A 25,277-nucleotide genomic window follows, 5' to 3' on the forward strand; every position below is an offset into this window, starting at 1 on the left:
GTTTGGCCTAAACTCACCCATTATTGACCAATAAGCTAAAGCAGGCCAGAGCTGGCGTGCCTATAGTACAGTTTTAATTCTAGAGATTGATCATGTACTGGCTACTCTTAGGCTTTGGTGTGCTAACTGGTGCCACCACGATGTTATTCGGTTTTGGTGGTGGGTTTATTGTGGTTCCACTGCTATATACCTTGTTGCTAGCACTGCATGGAACACAAAGCGAAATAGGCCAAGCAGCTATGCATATTGCCGTGGCCACTTCTACTTGCGTGATGATCTTTGGCACGGCCTTAGCCACGCGACGACACCTCATCGCTGGCACATTACGTTGGGACTTAATACGCCCTTTCCTGATTTACATTGCGATTGGTGCTGTAATTGGTGCAACAGCCGCATTGAACTTGAATGCCACCTGGCTACGCTGGGCATTCATTATTTATCTGATACTCACCATTCTAGATAGCTTATTTAGACCTGGTTTCTTGCATGAAAGTCAAAACAACATACGCCCTATGCCACCGCTGCAATTGGCATCACTGGGTATTACGATTGGTGGTTTCGCTGCATTGTTAGGCGTAGGCGGTAGTGTGATGACCGTACCGTTAATGCGTAGACGTGGTGCCAGCATGACCAGCGCCACCGCCATGGCTAATCCTCTGTCATTGCCTATGGCGATTTCCGGCACCTTAACCTACATGGTTCTAGCATCCCGCGATGCTGTATCACTAGGTGCTTGGCACATTGGTTATGTGGACTTAGCGGCCTGCTTAATTCTTGTGATAGGGTCGTGGGTAGGCATACGAGTAGCCGCACGTTGGATTGGCAGCATCCCCGACCGCATACACGCCAAAATCTACATTTTTCTGCTTTGTCTTGTACTAGGTGTGATGATAGTAGTGTGACCCCACCTACCACAAAGCACAGTCTGAAATGGCCGCCCTGCTGCACTGCCATGCGATGCACAGGGCTTTGTCATATAATGTAGTCCGTCCCAACAGGCATCAACACTAGGTTGATGCCTTTCTTTAGCCCCCATCACGCACGCACATGAACACCTTCAACTCCAAACTAGAACACGCCTGGAATCAAACCAACTCACTTTTGATGGTGGGCTTGGACCCCGATCCCAACCGCTTTCCTGCTGAGTTGCGTGATCGCCCTAATGCTATTTTCGAGTTTTGCCGCCAAATCGTAGACGCTACAGCCGAATACGCTTGCGGTATCAAACCCCAAATCGCTTACTTTGCGTCGGGAGCTGCTGAAGAACAGTTGGAAGCACTGTGCCAATACGTACGTGAACATTACCCTTGGCTGCCCATCGTCTTAGATGCCAAACGCGGTGACATTGGCTCTACCGCCAATCACTACGCCTTGGAAGCCTTTGGCCGTTACCAAGCCGACGCTGTTACCGTGAACCCATATATGGGCTTTGACTCGGTAGAACCGTATTTGGAATGGGATGACAAAGGCGTGATCGTATTGTGCCGCACCTCTAACGCTGGCGGCTCTGACCTGCAATTCCTGAAATTGGAAAATGGTCAGCCCTTGTACCTACATGTAGCCGAACTCGTGGCAAACAAATGGAACAAGAATGGTCAGTGTGGTTTGGTGGTAGGCGCTACCTTCCCTGAGGAAATCGCCGCTGTACGTCAGCACGTAGGTGATATGCCTTTATTGATTCCAGGCATTGGTGCTCAAGGTGGTGATATTCCTGCCACTGTTGTTGCAGGCGCTAGCAGCACAGGCAATGGCATGATGATCAACTCATCACGCGCTATTTTGTACGCCAGCCAAGGTGAGGATTGGCGCGAAGCCGCAGCACAAGCGGCTCGCCAAACCCGCGACGCGATCAATCAAGCGCGCGGTCGTTAAGTTCTACAATGACGTGAATGCGCTGTGCAAAATAAATTGCACAGCCTGTTCGCGTACGTGCGCTCTATCACCTTCAAAAAGCTGTGTATAAGCACGCGCCGTAACGCCTTCCTCGGTGCGTCTAGCCACAGCAAAACACACCATACCTACCGGTTTACCTGCTGTAGCGCCGCCTGGCCCAGCAATGCCTGTAGTAGACACAGCCAAATTTGCCTTAGGCACTACTGCCAACACCCCTGCTGCCATTTCCATGGCGGTTTCTTCACTTACTGCACCAAAACGCTCTAGCGTATCGGTATTCACACCTAACTCTTCTTGCTTGGCTTCATTGCTGTAGGTGATGTAGCCACGCTCAAACCAGTTGCTAGAGCCCGCAATAGCTGTGCAAGCCCCTGCTACCAAACCACCAGTACAAGACTCCGCTGTCGCCAGAAAAAGCTTTTCTCGCGTCAGTTTGTCACCTAATGCAGCAGCCAACTCAATAATGGATGTATTCAGCATTTAGAACACCTCGAAACGTACCAATAGCGCCATGATGATCACCACGTAAAGCGCAGCAAGTAAATCGTCCAGCATCACCCCAAAACCGCCCTTAAAACGACGGTCTAAGAAGCGAATAGGTTCCGGTTTAACAATATCAAAAAATCGGAACAGAATAAATGCGCAGAGCTGTGCCCATAACGAAGCCGGTGTAAAACACAGCACCAACCACATCGCAACAGCTTCATCCCAGTTCATACCACTGTGATCTGGCTCGCCCAACTCATCACCCACTTTTTGACTGACCCAACATCCTACAAGGAAGCCTACGCCCCCTACAGTTAGAGCCAACCACAGCGGCATAAACTGTCCAAGCACCAACCACAGCGCCCAGCCCAGTACAGTCCCCCAGGTACCAGGGCCAGGATAAATCACCCCACTACCAAAACCGAAGGCCACAATGCGCTCAGGGCGCTCAAACACCCAACGCAAAGAAGGGCGAGACTGTTGAGAGTAATCTTTAACCATGCTTATTTCCTGTAGCACAGGCGTCATCAGGCGAAATGATCAAAACCTTGATGAGCTAAGAGAAGAGGTTGTCCGTTCTGATCTAGCACACGTAGGCCAGAACCATTAACGATGCGGCCAATACGATGCACCACAATATCATGTTGCTCAGCCAACGCTTGTAGTGCGTCGCGCTGTGTTGCAGCAGCGGTAAAACATAACTGAAACACATCACCACCTGCCAACATGGCTTCGTTCTGCAGATCAGTAGATAGACCACGCAAAGCATCATGCATAGGAAGGTTTGCCAGCATCAGTTCAGCGCCACATTGACTGGCTTTTAGAATATGGCCTAAATCTTGAGCTAGGCCGTCAGAAATATCGATAGCAGCGTGTGCCATACCGGGTAGATGGGTCGCAAACGACACTGGCGGCGCTGGGTTTTCCAAGGCCGCTCTAGAGGCTTGCAAGCGCTGTGGGTCTAGCTCTAGGCTGCCGCTTAAATAGCGTAATGCTAAGTCTGCCGCTCCCAGACACCCAGTGACCCAAATGTCATCGCCCTCTTGCGCATCGCTACGCAATAATGCTTTGCCTCTAGGCACTTCGCCCATTACCGTCACGCCAATCGTAATGTGATCCAGTGATCGGGTCGTATCGCCACCAATTAAGGGGCAATGATGTGCGTCCGCCATTTCCAGAAAGCCACGGCTAAAACCAGCCAGCCATGCCTCGTCTACCGACGGCAATGCCAAACTAAGCAAACAAGCGCGCGCCGAAGCACCCGCCGCCGCAAGGTCGGACAGATTCACGGCCAAGGCTTTGCGGCCTAGCAAATAGGGATCTACATCAGAGAAAAAGTGTCGCCCTTCCAGCAACAGATCAGTGCTGGTGGCCAAATCATGGCCGGAGCGTAATGAAAAAATCGCACAGTCGTCACCAACCCCTACCATCTTTTCAGGGGCAGGACGGGTGAAATACTGTGCGATTAGATCAAATTCTTTAGGCAACTCAGCTGCGATTCTGGTATTTCTTCACTTCAGCAGGACGTACTGCCGCTGCCACTCGGTCTAGAACACCATTCACGAACTTGAAGCCGTCAGTGCCGCCAAATTCTTTTGCCAACTCAACAGCCTCGTTGATGGCTACACGGTAAGGCACTTCTACGTGATGGGCCAACTCATAGCTGCCCAGCAACAAGATGCCGTGCTCAATGGGAGACAGCTCTTCCAAAGGACGATCCACGTGTGGCATGAACTGCTCACGCAATTCTGGTGCCTCTTGAATCACCCCGTAAAACAGCGTGTGGTACCACTGTGCATCGGCGTCGTTAAAGTATTCTTCACCGCGTATGTGTGCATCAATAGCCCCCGCTTCGCGGGTACCATCAACACCACGGATCAACCAAGCATAAACCCCCTGCAACGCAAACTCGCGTGCCCGTCTGCGGGCACTGCGAGTGGGGTTCTGGCGACCGTTACTACCCGGCGTTTTATTCGTCGTCGTTGTCAAAATCTTCTTCCTCTTCGAACTCGTCTTCTTCATCGAAGTCGGGTTCTAGCAATGCCATCAAGTTGGCCATTTCTACCGCTGTACGGGCACAATCACGGCCTTTCTCAGCAGCGCGCACCTGCGCTTGTTCATCATTTTCGGTAGTCAGAATACCGTTGGCAATAGGCATGCCCATTTCCAACGACACACGGCTAATAGCCGCTGCGCTTTCGTTACTGACAATCTCGAAGTGGTAGGTTTCGCCACGGATTACGGCACCCAATGCAACCAATGCATCGAACTCGCCTGTTTCAGCCATTTGAGCCAAAATCAAACCCGCTTCCAAAGCACCAGGAATAGACAACACTGTGATGTCACGTGCATCTACACCCAACGCCACCAGTTCTGCCACGCAAGCTTCCAGCTGCGCTGTACCGATTTCTTCGTTGAAACGTGCACGAACAATACCTACGTGCAGGCCTTCGCCGTTAAAGTCAGGATTTACAATATAAGGATTCATAGTGGCGGCTCCGATCAAGCAGAATGAGTTGGTTCGCTATAGTAACCCGTAATGGTCAGGGCAAAGCCTGCCATACTTGGCATTTTACGTGGACGGGCCAGTAATCGCGCTTTGCCCACATTCAAATCACGCAAGATTTGTGCACCAATACCGTAAGTACGCAAATCGTAGCGGTGTTGACGTTGTTCACCAGCAGCAGAGGCTCCCTCGGCTTGGCGTGCAGAGAACTGCTCAAACAAGGTATCAGCCTCGCCTTGGCAATTCATTAATACCACAACACCGGCCTCGGATTGTTTAATTACATCCAATGCACCAGCAACTGTCCAACTGTGCTCTTTACCTTCGGAGCACAACAAATCCAACACGGTTGTTGGCTCATGCACACGCACCAGCGTTTCGGTGTCTGGCGAAATAGTGCCATGTTGTAACGCCAAGTGCAGCGCACCTGATGCCAAATCACGGTAACCAATCGCTTGGAATTTGCCCCAAGGAGTAGTCAGTTCGTTATCGAACAGACGCTCAACCATGGATTCGTGTTCGCTACGGTATTGAATCAAATCGGCAATCGTACCGATTTTCAAACCATGCTCACGCGCAAATACGATCAGGTCTGGCAACCGTGCCATGCTGCCATCAGGTTTCAAGATTTCACAGATAGCGGCAGCAGGAGTAAGCCCTGCCATACGTGTCAAATCGCAACCAGCTTCGGTATGGCCGGCACGTACCAACACGCCGCCATTCACTGCTTTGACGGGGAAAATGTGGCCTGGCTGTACCAAATCAGCGGGTTTAGCATCGTGTGCGACTGCCGCCTTAATAGTGCGGGCACGGTCAGCTGCCGAAATACCGGTAGCCACGCCTTCAGCGGCTTCAATGGATACCGTGAAATTTGTACCAAAGCGCGTGCCATTACGGGACGCCATCAGGGGCAGATCCAGTTGTAAGCAACGTTCTTCGGTCAGGGTCAAGCACACCAGTCCGCGTGCATGGGTAACCATGAAGTTAATGGCTTCTGGCGTGACAAACTCTGCCGCCATTACCAAGTCGCCTTCATTCTCTCGGTCTTCTTCATCGACCAGAATCACCATCCGACCAGCCCGTAGCTCAGCCACGATCTCGGTCACGGATGAAATTGCCTGTTGCATATCCGCTTCGGAAAGCTCTGTCTGTACTGTATGACTCATGACGTTCCTGCTTTATAGTAGATAGCTCCATTTTAGCGCTTGCACGGCAAATTCGTACAATACGCTGATGGCGTGTGCCAATATCACTCATCAACCCAACACTTTTGTCATCCTGTGCTAGAACGCGAGCTGAAACTGTATGTACCTGAGCAGAGCCGGAAGGGGCTACTGGATCAGATTGCAGCATTAAACCCTTCCATACAGCCCCTACATGCTATTTACTTTGACACACCGTCTCGCACGCTGGCCAAAGCTCGTGTTGCGCTGCGTTTACGACTAGAAGGCGACCAATGGATTCAAACCCTAAAAGCCGCCGGTCCTGATGAGCTATCAAAGTTGGAATACAACCATGTGCGCCCCACGCCCACACTGGATCTGACGCTCTACGACAATCTACCTGCCGCTGCGGTAGTACAACAACATGCAGCACAGTTGGCTCCACGCTATGAAACACGCATAGAGCGTCAACATGTACGCTTGGACTGTGCTGGTTCTATCGTAGAGATCGCCTTGGACAAGGGTGTTATCCAATCTGGCCATGTAGAACTGCCTGTCAACGAAATTGAGTTTGAGCTGATTGAGGGTGATGTAGCCAGTATTTTCCAACTGGGCGGCCAATGGATGGAGCAATTCGGCCTCATCATTGATTTGCGCAGTAAATCAGAACGCGGCGATATCTTGGCACAGGTAGTAAACTGCGGTGCCACCAGCCCTGAAGCCGTGCATGATGCGCTGTATCAAGCCTACAGGCTACATACTCACGCTTTTCCTACCATCCATAACCTGCAACAAGGGTATGTGGACAGTGCGCTACTGTATCTGGGGCAAATCATCCGTAATGCGTCGCTGTTAGCGGGCATTGATGACCATGAAGCCGATGAAGAGCAACAAGCCACCTACTTGGCATTAATGCGCGTAGGGATGCGCAGACTACGCTCCTGCCGACGTTTGTTCAGTCCATGGATGAGCACAGCAGAGCAGGCTGCCACACGTGAAATGCGCCCATTTTTTGCCATGTTTGGGGAAGCAAGAGACTCTGACTTGCTAAGCCTAGAAACTCTGCCACGCCTAATGTTGGCAGGCTTACCTGGCCCTGCTTTGGTGCTACCTACTACCGCCAGCACCAGCGCAGAGATACAGCAATTAGCGGCTAGCTCTAGCTTTCAGCGCTGCTTATTGAGCAACCTTGCCCAACTCCTAAGTGGTCAAAATTTAGTTGAAGAAGAACGTCACGACGCACAGCCCAAACCCTATTTGGCCTTACATGCAGTATTGCGTGCTCAGCTACAGTCCATTCAATTGCGTAGCCAAAACTTTGCCGAACTAAGTCAGCGCCAACAGCACAGACTGCGTAACCGCATTAAAACCTTGCGTTATTGCTTGGAATTTCTAGGTACCTCATCGCATAGACCACTATACGATGCCCTACGTAATACACAGCACTTCTTGGGGAAAATCACCGATTGCGATGTCACCCACGAATGGTGCCAACAGCATTTGGATGACCTAGAGCAACGCTATTGGGCGCTAGGTTGGCTAACCGCCACGCGACAACATTACGTGAAGCAAGCAAAGAAAGTACTGAAGCAGCTGGTACATACTGCCTATCCAGACTAAGACTTACCTGCCCGCAAAGAAAACCGGCATGAGCGTGTACATCACGCTCAAAACACGCACCAAACTTATCAAAAGCGATCATTTTGATTGGTAATGTGAGATAATTGATTGGATATGGTGCTTTAGAGTAGTTCCTGCGCCCGTAGAATGGCCATCAGTTGTGCACCACGCTGCACAGCATGCCTTTAACTATCCACAGGACTACACCTCATATGCAACTCATCAGTCACAGTTTCAAGGACGGTCAGGCCATTCCTGGCGAATTTGCTTTCGCCGTGCCTAATGCTGCCCAGCATGTTGCTCTCTCAGCAAACCGCAATCCACACTTTGCATGGAGCAATGTCCCCGTAGGCACCCAGTCATTTGTCATGGTGTGCCACGATCCTGACGTGCCAAGTCGCGGTGATGACGTGAATCAGGAAGGTCGTGAGGTTCCTGCCGACCTGCCCAGAATTGACTTCTTTCACTGGTTGCTACTAGATATTCCCGCCAACACTACAGAGATCGCTGCTGGCTCGCACTCAGACGGCGTCACGCCACGCGGCAAGCCCGGTCCCGATACCATGGGCGGCATGCGCCACGGCATTAACGACTACACAGCCTGGTTCGCCGGCGACGAACAAATGAAGGGCAATTACCATGGATACGATGGCCCATGCCCTCCCTGGAATGACACACGCGTTCACCACTATGTTTTCACGGTCTATGCGTTGGCAACCCCCTCCTTGTTGGTCAACGGACCACTGACGGGCGCTAACGTACTCGCAGCATTGAAGACTGCTCCAGTACTAGGACAAGCCAGCCTCACTGGTTTGTACAGCCTCAACCCTTGCGTACCACTTAACTGACCAGTGACTCAGCACAAACCGCGCCTCCAAGAACCGCCACAAACAGCCTCACCGGCTGTACAAACCAAGGCTCACAAGCACTGGGTATTACCATCTGGCACGCCCGTGCTTAGACGCGGCTTGTGCGCACTGGCACAGCCTGTGTTAACACGAACTCAGCATACTACGGGGTTTTTATTCCATGACGCCACCGTACTGCTGATCGTAGCAGGCCGATTGGACTTAGATGATGACACTAATCCACTTGCGCTTGATGCACAGGCGTCGTTACTGCTCGTCGAGCCGGGCACGTGCGTCAATTTAGTGAAAACGCCGGATGAGCATGAGAAGTGCTTCCGCTCCATTTTCCTGACTCTTTCTACAACCTTACTAGAAGCATTTCGGTGCACTAGCCACGCCAATCCCCCCGATGCTGCTAGACAGGCCCCTTATGGGCTAGCAGCACTGGACGACGACCTAGCCGCTACGTTTCAGTTGGTACTAGAAAGCGTGGATATCAAACGTGTAAGCGACGAACGGCTACAGTGCAGGCTCATGGATTTACTCTTTGCGCTTGCTGAACGAGGACATGTCTTTCGCGGACCTAAACAAAGCGGAACAGCTGGGCGCTTACGTACTTTGATTAGCGAAGCTCCTGATCAAGCTTGGACAGCACACGAAGCTGGCCGTGCGCTAGCGATGAGTGAGGCCACACTACGACGACGCCTCGCCAGTGAAAGTGTGCGCTTCGAGAATCTGCTGATAGATACTCGCATGCACCATGCCCTAATGCTGCTACAGACCACATCGTGGAGCATTCCGCACGTTGCGCAGGCTTGCGGCTATCAGTCACCCGCACGGTTTTCCGAACGCTTCCGAGCGCGTTTTGGCTACCTGCCTTCTGGAGTTCGCTGATAGCCATAATTCTGTTGGTGGCACACGCCAAGACACGCCGAAATAAAAAATGCCACCTGTAGGATGCAGGTGGCATTTCTTGTGCAAGCGATACTTAGGTTTTATCGCCTAACAGCGCCGATGCAAATTCACTTGCCACAAATGGCTGCAAATCGTGAATGCCTTCACCCACACCAATCCAATACACGGGCACAGGACGTACACCTTGGCCGCCAGCTGCCACAGCAGCCAAGATACCACCCTTAGCAGTACCGTCTAGTTTAGTCACCACCAAACCAGTGAGGTTAATGGCAGCATCAAAGGCCTTAATCTGTGACAACGCGTTTTGACCAGTGTTGCCATCTACCACTAGTAGCACTTCGTGCGGTGCACTGCCGTCAGCTTTAGCCACTACACGACGGATTTTTTTCAACTCTTCCATCAAGTGCAGTTGCGTAGGCAAACGACCAGCGGTATCCACCATCACCACACCAGTCTCACGTGCTTTACCTGCGTTGACCGCATCAAAGGCCACCGCAGCAGGGTCACCACCGTCTTGAGCAATCACCGCCACATTATTACGAGCCCCCCACTCAATCAGTTGCTCACGGGCGGCTGCCCTAAATGTATCGCCTGCGGCCAACAACACGGATGCGCCTTTGGCTTGGAAGTCATTCGCCAATTTACCAATGGACGTAGTTTTACCCGCACCGTTCACGCCTGCAATCATCACCACCAGTGGCTTGGCTGCATTCAGATCAAATTGCTTTTCCAACACTTTCAGGTGATTGGTCAGAATTTCGCGCAAGGCGACTTTCACATCTTCTGCTTGAGCGATACGGTCTTTTTTCACTTTAGCGCGCAGCTCTGTCAGCAACTTTTCGGTTGCTTCCATACCGGCATCCGCCATGATCAATGCAGTTTCTAGCTCTTCGAACAGATTTTCATCAACCTTAACGCCAACGAAAATACCGCCAATGGCTTGGCCTGTACGAGACAAACCTTGTCGTAGGCGCGACAACCAAGACCCTTTCGCCGGCTCGGCTTGCGGTTCGGGTTCGGGTTCGGGTTCGGGTTCGGGTTCGGGTTCGGGTTCGGCAACGATGCTATCGTGTTGCTCTACGTCCGCAACTTCTACAACTTCTGGCTCTGGCTCAACAATAGTCTGCACTACAGGTTGTGCTTCCACCACTGGTTCATCAGCCGTTGACACGGCTGGTACTTCCCGCGCATGCTCTTTGAAAATGCCATCATCGGGTGCTAAAACCTCTACCTGTGCGGGTGCGCGCACAACGGCCTCAGCCTCGGGCACCACTGGCACAGGGTTTTCTACCGCAGTGGACTGAAGCGGCTCGTGCGTCGTACTGACAACAGCCTCTTCTTTTGCGGCTTTCTTTCTTTTAAAAAAACTGAACATACAATCTACACTTAAGCAAAATTCTGGATCACGCCACTGGCGATACTACGCGCCCATGAAAAAACACACAATCCGTATTGTAGGCGGGGAATACCGCCGCACACCTATCACTGTACCGGAAGCGGCAGGGCTACGCCCTACTCCTGATCGTGTACGCGAAACTCTCTTTAATTGGTTACGCCATTTCTGGCAGGACGATTTTCAGCAAAAACGCGTGCTGGACTTGTTTGCCGGCTCAGGTGCCTTGGGTTTTGAGGCAGCTTCGCACGGCGTCGCGCATGTACAAATGGTAGAAAACAACCCAAACGCCATTTCATCGCTGAGGGCAATACGCAACAAGCTAGATGCCCTATCTGTACGCATTCATGCAGGCGATGCACTGCATGTTTTGGAACGTACTGAAATGCCTTATGATCTGGTTTTTCTGGATCCCCCTTTCAACCAGCAATGGCTGGAGAAGGTTTGGCCCCTACTGCCTCGTATTTTAGCGCCGGATGCTCTGGTGTATGTAGAGTCTGAAAATACTATTACTGTCCCTGAGTTTCTTACGCCATTACGGGAGCAACGAGCAGGAAATGTGTATTATTCACTGTTCATGTTTGCTGCAGCGCAAAAAACAGATAATAATGCCTAACGCCATAACTACATATTCATCGTGACAGTATTGTTCTGCGCAACATTTGCTACCACTCTCATCGATAATTAATAATATCTTATGATTACAGCTGTTTACCCAGGTACCTTTGACCCTTTTACCCGTGGCCACGAAGACCTAGTACGCCGTGCGGCGAACTTGTTTGATCACGTGGTGGTGGGTATTGCTCATAGCCAAGCTAAACGGCCATTCTTCAGCGTGGAGGAGCGCGTGGAGATTGCCCGAGAAGTACTAGGCCATTACCCCAACGTGGAAGTCAAAAGCTTTGCCGGCTTGCTCAAAGACTTTGTGCGTGAACAAGATGGCCGAGTCATCGTACGTGGTTTGCGTGCGGTGTCCGACTTCGAATACGAGTTCCAGATGGCTGGTATGAACCGCCACCTGTTGCCTGAAGTTGAAACCCTGTTCATGACACCATCCGACCAATACCAATTCATCTCTGGCACTATCGTGCGTGAGATTGCTATTTTGGGTGGTGATGTGAGCAAGTTTGTGTTCCCGTCCGTAGAGCGCTGGTTGGTCAGCAAAGCGCGTATCGCTCGCGAACAACAAGAACTACTCGCTAAAAAGGGTTAAAGCGGCAAAGTAGGGCCAGACGGTATACACTGAACTCATTGTTTTGCTTTAGCTTTTGCAATAGCCATGGCCCTTACCATTACCGAAGAATGCATTAACTGCGATGTCTGTGAGCCGCAATGCCCCAACACCGCTATCTACATGGGTGAAGAGATCTACGAGATCAATCCTTCACTCTGTACTGAATGCGTGGGACACTTTGACGAGCCACAGTGCGTTGTCTTTTGCCCTGTTGAGTGCATTGAAGTGCACCCTGAGCATCAAGAAAGCCAAGAGATTTTACTGAAGAAGTTTCAGAAACTCGCTGGGCTGACTGAAGCCTAAGCAGGCAATAAAAAACGGGGCTATCAGCCCCGTTTTTTATTAGGGTTTTGATCCCCCTAACAAATCTCTAAACAATACCCCCAGACTGCGACTAGGTGCTGCTTGTTCCACACGCTTAGTCAATGCTTCGCCTGTCTCACGGGCATCCATCAGTGTATCCAACAAGGGTTGACCCACTAGTTTTTCAACCAAGCCATTTTCCAACGCCTGCTGCACCAATTTACTGCTGATCTCATTCCACAAGATTTTATGCTCTGGATGCGAGAGAGAACCTACCAACTGCACTGGAACCGTTACCCTAAACAGCTCTTTCAACAAGCTGGCATTCGTGTTGTTACGCATTTGGCTTAGCAGACGGAACTCTAAGGTCAAATCCAAACTCTGATCCACCAAATTAATGGAGGATGGTTTACGCATACTGATACGTAAATCAGGGGAATTCGCCAACATAGAGTTAAAGCTCAGCACACCATCACGCAAAGTAGATTGCAAACTCAACGCAGAAAAACTGGTACTGCGGCGTAAGTCAAAACCTAACGCCAGAGGTGGCAACTGTGGGCTAAACGCATTCTTAGCAACATCAACAACACTAGCAAGTGTTTCAAAGGCATCTAGACCATAAACACGGCCATCTACAGTATCCAGATTGAAGGTGCCGCTTAGGCTGCGCAACCACGCTGCTGGTGTATGCCCCGATGCGGTGACTCGAGCACTGATATCGCTCTTACCACTCATACGAGTTTGCCCAAACGCATCTTCCAGGATAGCGCCCGACTCAATGCCGTAGGCATCTACCGAAGCACGCACACTACTATCCGCCTTCAAACGCAGCTCACTTAACAAGCTACCTTGGTAGAACTCTGCGCTGTTGAGCTTCAGCAGTAGCTCACCTTGGCCTATGCCTAAATCTGCTTTGAGCTGCTCTAACGTGAGCTTGCCCACTTTCACGTTTTGCAGCTGTGCTTTGCCCTGTACCGTGTATTTGTTCAAGAAACTTAAGTCCATGACTGTACCAGCCACTGGACCTACGAATTGCTCGTTAGCATCTTGCTGCTCACCCGATACCACTCGACCACGCTGCTTGCGCACCTCGGCTGATGGAATCCAATTAGCAAAATCTGTATCTTGCACCTGCATGGTGAAATCCAGATTTGGATCCGCTTGCGGCTGATAACGTGCATCCAAGGCAATACGCCCTGCACTTTCACCAATATCCAGATGCGTATTCCACTGATTTACGGGGGTTGCCCATGTTAACGAACCTGTTAAATCTGCCTCTACACGCTGATTAGGCAAGCCCTCATCCTCAAGGCTAAATACCCCTTTTAACTCTGCCCAAGACAGCTCTTTTTGCTCGCGCTGCCATACCAAAGGGCTAGCAACTTTCACTACCCAAGCCTGCAAAGGCTGCTTCAAGACGGCATCTACGCTAAAGCGTTCAGCCCGCAACTGCTCATCCGTACCGCTAAGGTCTTCTATGCGCAATTTAACGCCCGTAGAATTCACTCCAGAGCGGATAAAGCTACCCACTATAGGAGACTTCATCTCAGCCGAGTTGCTGTCTGTATACACATCAGGTATATCCAAAGCCAACTCTACTGCATCATGCTCGTAGTTACCTTTGGTACGCAGTGCCATGCGCTGAATACGCAATAACGAATGCTGGCCTGCATAAATTAAATCGGGGATGCTCAAGCTTGCCTGTACATCAGAGAGCGGCATGGTTCGACTGGCCAACTCACCTTGAGTAGTAAGCTCCATGCCTTGTACACGCACTACCCCCACCAAGGATTGGTATTCCACACCACCTTTAAGCTGCAACTGCTCGGTTTTGTAGCTACCTACATCCCCTTGTACTTGTACATTGATACGCTGCGCAGCGTAGATATGGCTGTAAGGGTCCAGACGCAGCAGCGCCTGGCCATCCAGCGCTGCCTCCATGTGTGGTTTAGTTCCTTGTAGACGACCTTTAAACTTCAGATCAAAAGGCTGCCCAAAAGTCATGCGCCCAGTATTCATGTCTAGGCCTACGATTTGCCCACCACCACCTAAAATATGGTCGTAGTAGTGCACTTCGCCTTCACGGAAATCTAGGCCCGCGATATCAATTTGGAATTGGGTTTTACCTGTATCTGGGCGTACAGCTTCTTTCAAGCTCGCCAATACTTTACTCAGCTCTGAGCCAGGCTCTTCCTCTTTAGGAATCGTTGCGTGAGCTGGGTCGTCAGACACCGTACCTTCTGCTGGGTCTTCTACTTCAGCAGCGTGTGCAGCACCTATGATCCAACCACCAGAACTAGCTGTAGTAGCCGGCACGTTTTCCAGTGCCGTGTCATCCAGTAGATCGGAGAAATTAAAACTGCCGTCTTTTTCACGCTCAAGCCAAACCTTAAAACCATTTAGCGAGACATGATCCACCACGAACTGGTTAGACATTAACGGCCAAATCGCCACGGCAAAGCGAGCACTGTCTACCGACATAAAGGTTTGGTCGCTATTACGCTCAGACAGCGACACACCGTTAACAGACAAACCTATACGGGGAAATAAAGACAGTTCTATTTCACCCTCTATAGCCAGGGTGCGTTGGTAGCGCTCGTAGACAATTTCTTCTAGCTTACGTTTGTAGGCATTAGGATCAAAAGTCAGCAAAAAAATGGCGGCACCTACTAATGCCACGATGAAAATCACTACCAAGCCTAATAGGCTACGCTTGAACCACACTTTCATTTAGTCCTCAAACCACCGTTCCATCCATTTGTGCTGAGCTTTCACGCTTCCAGCCTGCATGCTACCGCAACCATTGGCACTGCGCATCACACTGTAAAAAAGTGTGTTTTTCCAGCAATAAGCCTACAATCGTACTATCAGCCGGTTGCACATTACCAAAAGAAATATAGAAATCTGCTTTCTGTCTAACTATAGCCAGTCAGCCACCGGTACGATGCACATATTACCTGCGATTATTTCACTTACCTTCTTTTGCCCGCTCCCATTATGAAACTGGAAACACTTGCCGTTCATGCTGGTTACAGCCCTGATCCAACTACTAAAGCTGTTGCCGTACCGATTTACCAAACCACCTCTTACGCCTTTGATAATACTCAACATGGCGCGGATCTGTTTGATCTGAAGGTACCAGGTAATATCTACACCCGCATTATGAACCCAACCAATGCTGTGTTGGAGGAGCGCGTTGCGGCACTGGAAGGTGGTGTTGCTGCCCTAGCTGTAGCATCCGGCATGGCCGCCATTAGTTATGCTATACAAACCATCGCTGAGGCGGGTGACAATATTGTTTCGGTGAGTAAACTTTATGGCGGCACCTACAACCTGTTTGCCCACACGTTTCCACGTCAAGGTATTGAGGTTCGTTTTGCAGCCCATAACGAATTAGCCAAACTCGAATCTCTGATCGATGCACGCACCAAAGCCGTATTCTGCGAAACCATCGGCAACCCCGGCGCTAACATCGTAGATATTCAAGCCTTGGCTGACTTAGCTCACCGTCATGGCGTACCACTGATTGTGGATAACACTGTAGCTTCCCCAGCGCTGTGCCGCCCGTTTGAACACGGTGCAGATATCGTGGTGCACTCCCTGACTAAATACATGGGCGGCCACGGTACAACCATTGCTGGCGCAGTAGTGGATTCCGGTAAATTCCCTTGGGCTGAGCACAAAGAGCGTTTTGCTATTCTGAATACGCCTGATCCATCCTACCACGGCGTGGTTTACACCGAAGCCTTTGGTGCCGCTGCATTTATTGGCCGCTGCCGCGTAGTGCCTCTGCGTAACACCGGTGCAGCCTTGTCTCCTTTCAATGCATTCCAAATCCTGCAAGGCATTGAGACTCTGCCCCTGCGCATGGAACGTCACACAGAAAATGCACTGAAAGCGGCGCAATTCCTGCAGAAACACCCACAAGTAAAATGGGTGAACTACGCAGGCCTGCCAGAGCACCCAGAGCACGATTTGGCAGTACGTTACATGGGCGGCAAACCTGCTGCGATTTTGAGCTTCGGTATTGAAGGCGGTCGTGAAGCTGGTGCACGCTTTATTGATGCACTGAAACTGATCACGCGCTTAGTTAACATCGGTGACACCAAATCGTTGGCTTGCCACCCAGCTACCACCACTCACCGTCAGTTAAACGAGCAAGAGCTGGAAACTGCGGGTGTAAGTTTGGATATGGTGCGCTTGTCCATCGGGATTGAGCACATTGATGACATCTTGGCTGATTTGACCCAAGCATTGGATGCAGCTAAATAAGCTAGTGTTTAGGTCAGGCTACCTCTTGCGGGTAGCCTGCCAACACAATACAGACCCCACACATACCATTGCCGCACCTTGCCAGAATGACCATGACAACGGTGTACGCAACAGCAACGCCGCAAAGGCTGCCGAAAACACCGGAATAAAGTAAGACGCCCCAGCAAGCAGCGTCACATTTCCGTACAAAATTCCCACATTCCACGCCGCATATCCAAAGCCCATCGCAATGGCGGCAAACACCAAATACACTAATGAACCCACGCTGAAATGCATAGCGGGTTGCTCACCTACGGCGTACATCCCCCACAGCGCTATCGCTACCAACATAAAAAATAGCGTGATGCCATTTTTACCCTGCGCTATACGTGTAGTGACCGTGCAGTAGGCAGCCCAAATCAACGCCCCTAGCAGCGCTAACCCATAGCTTAGTGGGTTTTCTTGAATGTTCACCCACATGCCGGGTAGGTCCAAACCTTGATCTGAGCCCAATACCCACGCCACGCCTAGCATAGACAACACAAAGCCTGGCACGATCAGCCATGTGGTTTTTTGCTTATTGAAGAGAATGGCAAAGACAATCGTCAGCGTAGGCCATAGATAGTTCACCATTCCCACTTCTATGGCCTGCCTAGCATGGCTGGCATAGCCTATGGATAAGGCTAAACACAGCTCATACAGCACAAATAACAGGCTGCCCCACACCAGATAACGGCGTGGGAATTCTCGCACTTTAGGGAAACCTACGCTCACCCACAGAATCAGCGATGCCACACTGTAAATCAGCGCCGCACCACCTACCGCACCAAAGCTTTCGCTGACCCCGCGTATTAAGCCTACGATCAGGCTCCATAACAATACGGCAAGCAAACCTATAAGCGTGGCTTTCTTTGCTGAAGGCATACCCAAGGCCTGCCTTTTTAGATTTCCAAGTTATCGATCAGGCGTGTGCTACCCAGTTTGGCAGCACCTAATGCAACCAAGGCTTCACCAGCTTTGATCTCGTCTGATTCTGGTGTGAGCAAATCGCTTTGACGACGTAACGTCAGATAATCCACATCCCAGCCTTCCAAGGCTAAACGTTGTGCGGCGTCATGCTCGATTTGAGCCACATCAGTACAACCAGCTTGGATTTGCGCACGCACAGCTTGTAAACAGGCATACAGTTGAGGCGCTTTGGCTTTTTCTTGATCGCTCAAATAGCGATTACGCGAAGACAATGCCAAACCGCTTTCTTCACGCACCGTTTCATGAGCCATCACCTCTACAGGCAATTGGAACTGACGACACATGCTACGTACTACCATTAGCTGCTGGTAATCTTTTTTACCGAATACGGCCACACGTGGCTGTACGCAGGAAAACAGCTTCATCACCACGGTGCTGACGCCCTCAAAGAAACCTGGACGGCACTCACCTTCCAAGATATCGCCCAAACCTTTAGGCGTATCAATACGGAAGCTTTGCGGCTCTGGGTACATTTCTTTTTCGGACGGAGCGAACAACACGTAGACATCGCGCGCGGCTTCTAGCTTGTCTATATCTTGCTGCAATGTACGTGGATACTGGTTGAAGTCCTCGTTTGGACCAAACTGCAGTGGATTCACAAAAATACTGGCCACGACTGGGTCACCGTGCTGACGCGCCAAACGCATCAACGCCAAATGCCCTTCATGCAGGTTGCCCATGGTAGGCACAAATGCAACCCGAGTCTGCCCCTGCAGATGGTCGCGTAGCTCCTGAATGGTGTGTACAACTTTCACTGAAAACTCCAATACCAGAACGGCATTATTGAATAGAAGCGCCCTCGGTACGCACAAAGGCTAGGCGTACATAGATGGGGGCATAAGGTTCGGTTTGAGTTACTTCCACCAGCGACTCGCGCACCAGCTCTAACATGGCTAGAAAATGCACGACAAGAACAGGCACCGCATCGCCGTCCTCGATACGCTCTATAAATAGGGCCGTAAACTCTAAAAATTGCGCATCATTTAAGCGGCGCAATATTTGACTCATGTGATCGCGTACAGAGAGCTGCTCACGGGTAATGGTATGGCTGCGATTTAATTGCGCCCTACGCATAATGTCTCGCCAAGCATCTTTAAGATCCTCGGGGCTCACATCGGGCAGTACCTGCTCTACATGCAGATCTAAATGTGCATTGGCTCGTTCAAAGTCACGGCCTAGCTGTGGCAACGCATCTAATTTCTGCGCTGCCATTTTCATGCGTTCGTATTCCAGTAGACGCCGCACGAGCTCGGCCCGTGGATCTTCTACCTCTTCGTCAGAGTCGGTTTTTTTCACCGGCAGCAACATGCGAGATTTAATCTCTATGAGCAAGGCTGCCATCAGCAAGTACTCACCTGCCAACTCTAAGTTGCTGCGACGGATTTCCTCTACGTAAGCCAGGTACTGATTGGTCACCTGGGCCATAGGAATATCCAACACGTTGAAGTTCTGCTTACGTATTAGATACAGCAACAAATCCAGCGGCCCCTCGAAGGCCTCTAGAAACACTTTTAACGCATCGGGTGGGATATACAAATCCTGAGGAACCTTAAATAAGGGTTCCCCATACAAACGCGCAAAAATCTCCGCATCAAGTAAGGAAGGGGCAACCGCCCCCCCATCGCTTGATGTGACCTGTGTTGTGGCTTGCTCAGCCATCACACACGATTAGTCGTTGGAGTAGTACACATAGGCGGGCTGTGCCACACGACCGGCACGGTAGCCTTCCTGCAGCTCAGCATCCACCTGTTTATCCCACAAGCGACCGCGACCTTCGCGCTGACGGTTGTCGGTTTCTGGATGTTCCTGCTTAAAGCCTTTCAGGAATTGTGTAATTTCAGATTCGTAATTCTTGGCCATAATCACCGCACACTTAACAAATTGCATTCACCAAATGCTTGAGTTTACTGCAAACCCGTCCATAAACAGAGCATGCCGTGTAAACCCGGCTACAGTTACGTGTTTCTACGCACTGCCTTTTTTCACACAAACCAGTCAAAAACAGCTTTATGCTAACATCTGCAGTCAAAATTATAGAATTAACGCTTAATTCCCTTAGACTGGAGTTTTCATGACACACCCCTCTTCTTGCCCTTCTTGCTCTGGCGAACACACCTATCAAGACGGTGAGTTCTACGTTTGCCCAGAATGCGCGCATGAGTGGTCCATTCATGCTGAAGAGAACGCCGCCGAATCCGACGAGCGCCAAATCAAAGATGCACACGGTACACCCCTGCAAGACGGTGACGATGTACACCTGATTAAAGACCTTAAAGTCAAAGGCTCTTCCACCACTCTGAAGAAAGGCGCTAAAGCACGCGGTATTCGCATTGTGGCTGGCGATCATGAGGTCAGTTGCAAAATTGATGGCATCAGCTACGAGCTTAAAGCAGAGTTTCTGAAAAAAGCCTAAGCCTCCTGCCCACGGCAGGGGCTAGTCACTACGCCATGTAGTCTGGCTGATTTTCAGGAGCGGCTGCCTGAAAGGCCGGTAAGCTTGTGCAGTGTTCATACACACGCCTACATAGCGGATAGGCGCTGAGATCACACCCCATACGGAGGGCATTCGCCAATTGGGGAATCAGGCAGCAGTCCGCCAGACTCGGCGCACTGCCTACACAAAATTGCTCAGCGCCCGCTTTGACCAACAACTGCTCTATACCTTGTAAGCCCTCGGTGATCCAGTGTTCATACCACGCTTGTTTCTGCTCAGCGCCTACCTGTAACACATCGCTGAGATATTTCAGAATACGCATATTATTCACAGGATGAATATCACACGCGATGCCGTAGGCAATTTCCAATACCAAGGCTCTCTGTGTGGCGTTCTGCGGAATTAAGCGTGGCTCTGGATATTGCTGATCCAGATAATCAATAATAGCCAGTGACTGCCCTATATCACCTACAGCTACCTCGCTCAAGGTAGGCACTAAGGCCATCGCATTATGCGCTGTGTACTCTGGAGCCTTATGCGCTCCCACCCGTATATTGATCCCTTCCAGGTCATACGATAATTGTTTGAGCGCTAGGGCAATACGCACCCTATACGAGGCAGAACTATTAAAAAAGCTATACAGCTTCATTGCTTTGCTTTCCTGAATGATAGGTGAGGCTATGTCGCATCGTGTGTGATGTATAACCACAGCCGCCCCTACCAAAGAAGCCTGCTGTGGCTATGCTCACCCTCAACGCGGGATTAAACAGTTTTCTTCCGTCCAGCCATACAACCACTCAATGGCTTGGTAAAAGAAGGCTTGTGATTTGTTTTTCCAAATCAGATTACGCACATCACGCTCTATGCCCTCGGCATGATAAAGACGCCCCATCTCGCGTGTGGATAACACAATGCGCGCGGTACGCGGTATGCGTACCGACTCATACAACTTGAAGGCAGCGCGTATATCCCCCTGAGAGTGACGAATAGCCGCACCTAAAGTCACCGCATCTTCCAGTGCCATACAGGCCCCCTGCGCCATATACTGCGCCACAGGGTGGGCAGCATCCCCCAACAAGGTGACAGTGTCACGCCCCCATGCTGGTACCGGATTGCGATCAGCCGTCGCCCAACGACGCCATGAGGTGGGTCTATCCAGCAGTTGTGCTGGCAACGGATCAATACCCGCGAAGTAGGACAACACTTCTTCCTTGCTGCCCTCGGTTACCCCCCACTGCTCTTCGTTACGACTATGGAAGGTGACCACTAAGTTATATTGCGAGCCACCCCGCAAGGGGTAATGCACCAAGTGGCATTTAGGCCCTGCCCACAACACCGGCGCATTAATACGCAAGGCTTCTGGCATATCGTCACGCTCAATGACAGCCCTATAGACCACATGCCCTGTGACTCTGGGTTCATCGCCCAACGTATATTGACGTACAACCGACTTAACGCCATCCGCCCCAATAAGCATGTCTGCCTCATAGACATTGCCCTTAGTATCCGTGACGCGTACGCCGTGCTCATCCGCATGCACCTGATCCACGCGTGTAGAAATACGATAACTAATCAAGGGATGAGCTTGAGCCGCCTCCCACACACTGGAGTGAATATCAACGCGGTGAATCACCGCATACGGCCCACCAAAACAGTCTCTGAATGCCTGACCGGTTTCCATGCACAATACTTGTTTGCCATCGACGGCATCCATCATGGTGATGTGGTCGGTGAACACCGCACGCGAACGTGCTACTTCGCCCACACCTAAGCTGTCCAAGGCAGAAAACGCGTTAGGGCCTAGCTGAATCCCTGCCCCTATTTCGCCTATTTCTTGCGCTTGCTCCAATAACAACACCTCAATGCCACACTGCGCGAGTGACAAAGCAGCAGCGGCACCGCCAATGCCGCCCCCCACTACAATGGCTTTTTTCTGTGTACTCATGGGATCTCCATCTATTTGCTGGCGACTGTCATCGCTCTCTACCCGTGTTTGGGTCACACCACCTTTACGGATAGCGGTATCAACGCTTGTACGCCGCCTTCCATCACATCACCACGCACCACTGGACCTACCCCTTCAGGCGTACCTGTGAAGATCAAATCGCCGGCTTCTAACCTGAAGTATTTGGACAAGTAGCTGATGGTCTCTGCCACAGACCAAATCAAACAGTTCACGTTGCTGCGCTGTTTGTCTGTGCCATTCACTTGCAGCCACAACGGCGCATTGTGTATATCACCAACTTGATCTGCCGGATGCAGTGCAGCCATCGGTGCGGACAAGTCAAAGGCTTTACCGATTTCCCAAGGTCGCCCCATTTGACGCATTTCCATCTGCAAATCACGACGGGTCATGTCTAAGCCAGTGGCATAACCGAACACATGACTCAAGGCGTCCTCCACAGCAATATTGCTCCCGCCTTTGCCTATAGCGGCGACTAACTCTATTTCGTAGTGGTAGTTCTGCGTTTGCTCGGGATACGGCAGCGATAAGGTCTCACCGACCGCCACTGGCACAATGGCATCTGCAGGCTTACAAAAAAAGAAAGGCGGTTCGCGATCCGGGTCAAAGCCCATCTCACGTGCATGTGCCGCGTAGTTACGGCCTACGCAGTACACTCGTCGTACTGGAAACTGTTTTTCACTTCCTACAACGGGAACACCCACCGTAGCGGCTGGAGAAAAAAGATACTGGGTCATCACTGACTCCTTTTACATTCTTTGAAATAACCTTAAGCGCGAGCTTCGCGCAACAACCCTAGAGCTTCTTGCACAGGACGGTCAGAAAAACTGAACAACACCACGTCATCGTTGGTGTCAAAACTCACGGGCTCCCACGACGGGACGACAAACACATCTTTTTTGGTGAACGCAAAGCTCTGATTCCCAATGTGTGCTGTACCGCTGCCCTCAACCACGTGATACACCGTGCCATCGGTGCTGCGCGCTTTCTTGCCTATAAAACCGTTGGGTAGCAACTGTAGAAAGGTGGCAATAGTGGGCATGGTGTCTTTGCCATTAGCAGGGTTCACATACCGTAATTTGAAGCCCTCATACTCATCCATAGGGCTGTGTAGACTTAGCTGATATAAGGCTTCGCGACTGCGCTCATAACGGTAGTTAAAAATGGGGGAAGAATTACCGGACTGATAACGCACTGGCAGCATATTGGCAGCATAACGCGCCTCAAAATCACCCTCTTTGCGGGTTTCAGGCTGCTGCTGCTCGGGGTAATCTTCAGCAAAAGCCGCACCAAAGTTATTCACCAGCGGCAAGTCCAAGGCATCCAACCACACCACCGGCCCATCACCTATATGACCGTGATCGTGCCAGCGCCACTGCGGTGTCAAGATCAAATCGCCCTCGTGCATCATGGTGCGTTCCCCGTCTACCGCAGTAAAACCGCCGGAACCTTCCACAATAAAGCGCAGTGCCGATTGGGTATGACGATGGCTAGGTGCTACCTCATTAGGCAGTATCAATTGCAAACCGGCATATAGGGTGGGCGTAATGAAAAAGGAGCCGCGCAGTTGCGGGTTCTCTAGTACCAACACACGGCGTATGGCTTCACGCGCACCGATCAGTTCGCCACTGCGCAGTAAGTGAGGACGTATCAGGGCGTATTTCCATAAATGCGCCGCATACTTCACCGCTGGCTTGGTCGTCACCAGCGAATGCAAGGACTCCCACAAAGGCACCAGATCCACCTTACCAATGTCGTCATAAAACGCCTGACGCTGCTCTAGCTCCTGCTTTGTTGTGCTATGCATGGCACTCTCTCCTATGAATGTGTAACGAGGCAGCTTATAGAACTCTTGCTACCCTTTATGCAGCTTCTTGCGCAGCTGCGGCGCTAAGGGGTGGCTCCGCGCTCTGACGTTTAGCCCGTGCTATCTGCAACAAAATCACTAAACACAGGGCAGTAATCATGGCAGGAATCCCCAACAGCATGAAAATGGTAGAAAAACTTAATTCCCATGAAATCATGGCGCCACCAGCTAAGGCACCGAAAATCGCCCCACAACGGCCCATCGCGTTTGACCAACTGACCCCAGTGGCACGGCATTCGGTGGGATACAAGGTAGCCACCAACGCATTAAAACCTACTTGTGCACCACTCACCCCCACCCCCGCACCAAAGATCACCAGCACTAGCAAGGGGATAGAAACACTCGCCGTCCCCATGGAGGCAATGAATACGCCACCCATGGCATAGCTCACAATCAGGACTTTGTAAGGGTTCTGCTTATCCATCAGCATGCCCAGCGACAACGCTCCCAACGTGCCACCAATTTGGAATGCAGCGGTAATCCATGAGGCATGCTCCAAATCAATGCCTATGCCTGCCAATAAGGTGGGCAACCAGCTAGACAGCATATAAATTACCAGCAGGCTCATGAAAAACGCACACCACAGCACCACGGTAATTACGACTAGGTTTTTCTGGAACAAGGCTGAAATCGCACTTTTGCCCGTTTTATTTTCGGGAAGAAAGAAGGCCGTCTGTGGGCCATAATTCACCCCCGTTAACCGGCGCATGAGGCTCAGCATTTGCTCGGCTGACTGTTTTTTCAACAACCTATAGCGTGGGGATTCCTCTAGTAGCACCAACAGGAACAACACCAATACCAGTGGCAATACGCCCCCCAGTATCAACATGCCTTGCCAGTGAATAGCGGGTAATAACTGCGCCGTCAGTACCCCTCCTAAGGCTGATCCCAAGGTGAAACCGCAAAACATCATGGTGACCAATGCAGAACGTCGTCGCACAGGTAAAAACTCAGAGGTTAGAGTGATAGCAGTAGGCATTGCCCCGCCCAAGCCTATGCCTGTCAAAAAGCGCAGTACGGTCAGCACCGTGAGATTGGGCGAGAAAGCAGACAACAAACACATCAAACCAAAAAAGAAGGTGCTGAAGATCAGAATATTTTTACGCCCTAAACGATCAGCCAGCGGCCCAAACAGCAAGGCTCCTAGCGTCAACCCCAACAGCCCCGACATAAACAGCGGGGTTAACGCGGGCCTGCTTAACCCCCACTCGGCCATGATGGCTGGCGCAATAAACCCAATTGCTGCCGTGTCCAACCCATCGGCGGCCACAATGAGAAAACAGCAAATAATGATTTTCCACTGCAAAGAACTGACTTTTGCACCGTCAATAGCGTGCTGCACATTCACAGCCTGCTCGTGTGAGGATTGCAT

27 protein-coding genes are annotated in these 25,277 nt (G+C 51.0%); 10 read left to right on the top strand and 17 right to left on the bottom strand.

Translation table 11 applies throughout. The features are described from left to right. The first annotated feature begins 92 nt into the window (after nucleotides 1–92). Both ACLO87_RS11365 and pyrF read left to right on the top strand, forming a co-directional pair. Nucleotides 93–902 (top strand): sulfite exporter TauE/SafE family protein, encoded by an 810-nt coding sequence (locus tag ACLO87_RS11365; RefSeq protein WP_430223761.1) that lies wholly within the window; start codon nucleotides 93–95, stop codon nucleotides 900–902. Nucleotides 903–1,047: 145 nt separating this feature from the next. Then, a complete protein-coding gene (gene pyrF / locus ACLO87_RS11370) occupies nucleotides 1,048–1,872 on the top strand; it encodes an orotidine-5'-phosphate decarboxylase (protein WP_430223762.1) in 825 nt (274 codons plus the stop codon). 3 nt (nucleotides 1,873–1,875) lie between these two features. Here pyrF and ACLO87_RS11375 read toward each other — a convergent pair whose 3' ends face one another. The 6 genes from ACLO87_RS11375 to ribBA are packed head-to-tail and all read right to left on the bottom strand — an operon-like array spanning nucleotide 1,876 to nucleotide 6,051. Further along, nucleotides 1,876–2,373: a CinA family protein gene (locus tag ACLO87_RS11375; RefSeq protein ID WP_135861834.1), complete on the bottom strand. Its 498-nt coding sequence runs from the start codon at nucleotides 2,371–2,373 to the stop codon at nucleotides 1,876–1,878. Continuing rightward, nucleotides 2,374–2,880, bottom strand: coding sequence for a phosphatidylglycerophosphatase A family protein (locus tag ACLO87_RS11380; RefSeq protein ID WP_430223763.1), 507 nt, complete (start codon nucleotides 2,878–2,880; stop codon nucleotides 2,374–2,376). It abuts the gene before it with no gap. Between the two features lie 26 nt (nucleotides 2,881–2,906). Further along, nucleotides 2,907–3,866 (bottom strand): thiamine-phosphate kinase, encoded by a 960-nt coding sequence (gene thiL / locus ACLO87_RS11385; protein WP_430223764.1) that lies wholly within the window; start codon nucleotides 3,864–3,866, stop codon nucleotides 2,907–2,909. A 1-nt stretch (nucleotide 3,867) separates the two neighbouring features. Continuing rightward, nucleotides 3,868–4,401, bottom strand: coding sequence for a transcription antitermination factor NusB (gene nusB, locus ACLO87_RS11390; RefSeq protein WP_135861839.1), 534 nt, complete (start codon nucleotides 4,399–4,401; stop codon nucleotides 3,868–3,870). Beyond that, a complete protein-coding gene (ribH, locus tag ACLO87_RS11395; RefSeq protein WP_135861841.1) occupies nucleotides 4,349–4,867 on the bottom strand; it encodes a 6,7-dimethyl-8-ribityllumazine synthase in 519 nt (172 codons plus the stop codon). The genes nusB and ribH overlap by 53 nt, the downstream gene beginning before the upstream one ends. Nucleotides 4,868–4,881: 14 nt before the next feature. After that, the gene (gene ribBA / locus ACLO87_RS11400) at nucleotides 4,882–6,051 is read right to left on the bottom strand and encodes a bifunctional 3,4-dihydroxy-2-butanone-4-phosphate synthase/GTP cyclohydrolase II (protein ID WP_135861843.1); all 1,170 of its coding nucleotides are present in this window, start codon (nucleotides 6,049–6,051) and stop codon (nucleotides 4,882–4,884) included. A gap of 114 nt (nucleotides 6,052–6,165) precedes the next feature. Between ribBA and ACLO87_RS11405 the strand changes: the two genes are divergently transcribed. From ACLO87_RS11405 to ACLO87_RS11415, 3 genes are all read left to right on the top strand, one after another. Further along, complete coding sequence (locus ACLO87_RS11405) at nucleotides 6,166–7,668, top strand: CYTH and CHAD domain-containing protein (RefSeq protein ID WP_430223765.1); 1,503 nt, start codon at nucleotides 6,166–6,168, stop codon at nucleotides 7,666–7,668. Nucleotides 7,669–7,880: 212 nt separating this feature from the next. Continuing rightward, nucleotides 7,881–8,516 carry a YbhB/YbcL family Raf kinase inhibitor-like protein gene (locus ACLO87_RS11410; protein WP_430223766.1) on the top strand — a complete coding sequence of 212 codons (636 nt, stop codon included), beginning with the start codon at nucleotides 7,881–7,883 and terminating at the stop codon, nucleotides 8,514–8,516. A gap of 141 nt (nucleotides 8,517–8,657) precedes the next feature. Beyond that, entirely contained in the window at nucleotides 8,658–9,410 is a 753-nt protein-coding gene (locus tag ACLO87_RS11415; RefSeq protein WP_430223767.1) for a helix-turn-helix transcriptional regulator, read from the top strand. Between the two features lie 94 nt (nucleotides 9,411–9,504). On the opposite strand, the gene ftsY is transcribed toward ACLO87_RS11415, so the two are convergent. Next, on the bottom strand, nucleotides 9,505–10,806 hold the full coding sequence (ftsY, locus tag ACLO87_RS11420) for a signal recognition particle-docking protein FtsY (RefSeq protein WP_430223768.1): 1,302 nt from the start codon (nucleotides 10,804–10,806) through the stop codon (nucleotides 9,505–9,507). A 55-nt stretch (nucleotides 10,807–10,861) separates the two neighbouring features. On the opposite strand from ftsY, the gene rsmD reads away from it, so the two are divergent. From rsmD to ACLO87_RS11435, 3 genes are all read left to right on the top strand, one after another. After that, entirely contained in the window at nucleotides 10,862–11,440 is a 579-nt protein-coding gene (rsmD, locus tag ACLO87_RS11425) for a 16S rRNA (guanine(966)-N(2))-methyltransferase RsmD (RefSeq protein ID WP_135861850.1), read from the top strand. Between the two features lie 81 nt (nucleotides 11,441–11,521). Beyond that, the gene (gene coaD / locus ACLO87_RS11430; protein WP_135861852.1) at nucleotides 11,522–12,037 is read left to right on the top strand and encodes a pantetheine-phosphate adenylyltransferase; all 516 of its coding nucleotides are present in this window, start codon (nucleotides 11,522–11,524) and stop codon (nucleotides 12,035–12,037) included. 66 nt (nucleotides 12,038–12,103) lie between these two features. Next, nucleotides 12,104–12,361: a YfhL family 4Fe-4S dicluster ferredoxin gene (locus tag ACLO87_RS11435; RefSeq protein ID WP_135861854.1), complete on the top strand. Its 258-nt coding sequence runs from the start codon at nucleotides 12,104–12,106 to the stop codon at nucleotides 12,359–12,361. A 39-nt stretch (nucleotides 12,362–12,400) separates the two neighbouring features. Here the strand turns inward: ACLO87_RS11435 and ACLO87_RS11440 are convergent, their stop codons facing one another. Then, nucleotides 12,401–15,091 (bottom strand): AsmA family protein, encoded by a 2,691-nt coding sequence (locus ACLO87_RS11440; RefSeq protein WP_135861856.1) that lies wholly within the window; start codon nucleotides 15,089–15,091, stop codon nucleotides 12,401–12,403. Nucleotides 15,092–15,358: 267 nt separating this feature from the next. Between ACLO87_RS11440 and ACLO87_RS11445 the strand changes: the two genes are divergently transcribed. After that, complete coding sequence (locus ACLO87_RS11445; protein WP_430223769.1) at nucleotides 15,359–16,633, top strand: bifunctional O-acetylhomoserine aminocarboxypropyltransferase/cysteine synthase; 1,275 nt, start codon at nucleotides 15,359–15,361, stop codon at nucleotides 16,631–16,633. Nucleotides 16,634–16,651: 18 nt separating this feature from the next. Here the strand turns inward: ACLO87_RS11445 and yddG are convergent, their stop codons facing one another. Genes yddG through ACLO87_RS11465 form a run of 4 tightly spaced genes read right to left on the bottom strand, consistent with a single transcriptional unit; the run spans nucleotide 16,652 to nucleotide 19,501 of the window. Next, nucleotides 16,652–17,536, bottom strand: a complete 885-nt coding sequence (gene yddG / locus ACLO87_RS11450; protein ID WP_430223770.1) for an aromatic amino acid DMT transporter YddG — start codon at nucleotides 17,534–17,536, stop codon at nucleotides 16,652–16,654. A 17-nt stretch (nucleotides 17,537–17,553) separates the two neighbouring features. Next, entirely contained in the window at nucleotides 17,554–18,396 is an 843-nt protein-coding gene (gene panC, locus ACLO87_RS11455; protein WP_430223771.1) for a pantoate--beta-alanine ligase, read from the bottom strand. Nucleotides 18,397–18,421: 25 nt separating this feature from the next. Beyond that, nucleotides 18,422–19,300 carry a segregation and condensation protein A gene (locus tag ACLO87_RS11460; protein ID WP_430223772.1) on the bottom strand — a complete coding sequence of 293 codons (879 nt, stop codon included), beginning with the start codon at nucleotides 19,298–19,300 and terminating at the stop codon, nucleotides 18,422–18,424. A 9-nt stretch (nucleotides 19,301–19,309) separates the two neighbouring features. Next, a complete protein-coding gene (locus ACLO87_RS11465) occupies nucleotides 19,310–19,501 on the bottom strand; it encodes a DUF3460 family protein (protein ID WP_430224062.1) in 192 nt (63 codons plus the stop codon). A gap of 211 nt (nucleotides 19,502–19,712) precedes the next feature. On the opposite strand from ACLO87_RS11465, the gene ACLO87_RS11470 reads away from it, so the two are divergent. Further along, nucleotides 19,713–20,054 carry a zinc ribbon domain-containing protein YjdM gene (locus ACLO87_RS11470; RefSeq protein WP_430223773.1) on the top strand — a complete coding sequence of 114 codons (342 nt, stop codon included), beginning with the start codon at nucleotides 19,713–19,715 and terminating at the stop codon, nucleotides 20,052–20,054. A 28-nt stretch (nucleotides 20,055–20,082) separates the two neighbouring features. On the opposite strand, the gene maiA is transcribed toward ACLO87_RS11470, so the two are convergent. From maiA to ACLO87_RS11495, 5 genes are all read right to left on the bottom strand, one after another. Further along, on the bottom strand, nucleotides 20,083–20,724 hold the full coding sequence (maiA, locus tag ACLO87_RS11475) for a maleylacetoacetate isomerase (RefSeq protein WP_430223774.1): 642 nt from the start codon (nucleotides 20,722–20,724) through the stop codon (nucleotides 20,083–20,085). Between the two features lie 102 nt (nucleotides 20,725–20,826). Further along, the gene (locus ACLO87_RS11480) at nucleotides 20,827–22,020 is read right to left on the bottom strand and encodes a 3-hydroxybenzoate 6-monooxygenase (protein WP_430223775.1); all 1,194 of its coding nucleotides are present in this window, start codon (nucleotides 22,018–22,020) and stop codon (nucleotides 20,827–20,829) included. 53 nt (nucleotides 22,021–22,073) lie between these two features. Next, nucleotides 22,074–22,775 carry a fumarylacetoacetate hydrolase family protein gene (locus ACLO87_RS11485; protein WP_430223776.1) on the bottom strand — a complete coding sequence of 234 codons (702 nt, stop codon included), beginning with the start codon at nucleotides 22,773–22,775 and terminating at the stop codon, nucleotides 22,074–22,076. Between the two features lie 32 nt (nucleotides 22,776–22,807). Further along, nucleotides 22,808–23,845 (bottom strand): gentisate 1,2-dioxygenase, encoded by a 1,038-nt coding sequence (gene gtdA / locus ACLO87_RS11490; RefSeq protein WP_430223777.1) that lies wholly within the window; start codon nucleotides 23,843–23,845, stop codon nucleotides 22,808–22,810. A gap of 55 nt (nucleotides 23,846–23,900) precedes the next feature. After that, the gene (locus tag ACLO87_RS11495; protein WP_430223778.1) at nucleotides 23,901–25,277 is read right to left on the bottom strand and encodes an MFS transporter; all 1,377 of its coding nucleotides are present in this window, start codon (nucleotides 25,275–25,277) and stop codon (nucleotides 23,901–23,903) included.

The sequence above is a fragment of the Paenalcaligenes sp. Me52 genome (genome assembly GCF_050487965.1).
Taxonomy (GTDB): domain Bacteria; phylum Pseudomonadota; class Gammaproteobacteria; order Burkholderiales; family Burkholderiaceae_B; genus Paenalcaligenes.